General features: G+C 57.3%; 2 protein-coding genes. Both read right to left on the bottom strand.

The genetic code is table 11. The features are described 5' to 3' along the window. Positions 1 to 137: 137 nt before the first annotated feature. A complete protein-coding gene (locus ATHL_RS04740) occupies positions 138 to 653 on the bottom strand; it encodes a JAB domain-containing protein (RefSeq protein ID WP_062190315.1) in 516 nt (171 codons plus the stop codon). Between the two features lie 197 nt (positions 654 to 850). Further along, the coding region (locus ATHL_RS04745; protein WP_236822327.1) for an SWIM zinc finger family protein at positions 851 to 1218 on the bottom strand (368 nt) is incomplete at its 5' end.

Raw genomic sequence — 1218 nt, forward strand, 5'->3', positions numbered from 1 at the left:
AATTTCACAGGTCGGGTCAAGACAGCCTTGCATCCGGTATTCACTTGTGAAGGTCCCAAAATCACCTGCCCGGAGTTGCACCGGGAAACCTCATCAGGTGGAGTTCTCGTAAATGCGGGCGGATAGCCCGCACATTATCAGACACTTACCCCGCACTCTTTCAGGCTGACCCAACGCCCATTCCCGATAATCAGATGGTCAAGTAATTCCACATCGAAAAGCCTGCCCACCTCCATTGTTTGGCGGGTTATTGAAATATCATCAGGGCTGGGGTTGGGGTCTCCGCTGGGATGATTGTGGGCAATGATGAGAGCTGCGGCATTGTTCAGGATCGCCACCCGGAAAATCTCGGCGATACGCACATGGGAAGCGTTGAGCGTACCCTGGTAAAGTTTATGCAGTTTCAGCACCCGGTGGTGGGTGTCCAGCGGCACAACCCACAATTCCTCATGGTCTAAACCACTCAGAAACGGCAACAGCAAATCGGCAGCGTCCTGTGGGCAAGTAATTTGCGGTCTCTCGGCGGGAGCACTTGCATACAACTGGTTGAGTTCTTCCCGTATCTGGTTGAGTTTCCGCCAAATGCGTTCAGCCCGGCGCAGACTGGCCACCGTCTCGCTTTCCAAAAACGGCATGAGCAGTTGCTGGTACATGGTTTTCCTCCTTTGCCCCGGTCGGCACCCCAGGGCGGTATCTTGTGGATACGCCCCTGTGCAGCGGGGAAAGGAAACAGGGAACAGGCAGGGTGGTGTCTGATATTCACTTTGTAAGGTGCAAACGCTGGTTTTTTCCAACGGTATTTTCAGTGTGGCAGGGCGGGTAGCCCTGCCATGGTGTTACTCGCTCGCCTCTACACCTGCTGTTCGACCAGCAGCCGCACCGCCAGGATGTGCTTGCAGTCCTCATGGCGCTTCTGCCAGTCCGGGCAGGTACATGCCCAGGTGAAACCCGGGACAACCCCGTGCGCCACGGTGTACTCCCTGGGCTTGCCCGACATGCTGGACTCAACCGTCCACAGCTTTCCTGCCACAAACGGAATGACCCGCAGCTGTCGGTTGACCAGCCCCATCATGGCCCGCAGGGCGCGCGCCTTGCGGGGGTCTTCAAACTCAGACATCGTGGTTTTCATGCTACTGTCCTCCTTTTCCCGACGCGCCGCACCGCGCCGGGAGAGAATGAATCTCCCCGGGGCGGCGGGGGTGGTAACCATCAGGCAGA

It is taken from the genome of Anaerolinea thermolimosa (genome assembly GCF_001050195.2).
GTDB lineage: Bacteria > Chloroflexota > Anaerolineae > Anaerolineales > Anaerolineaceae > Anaerolinea > Anaerolinea thermolimosa.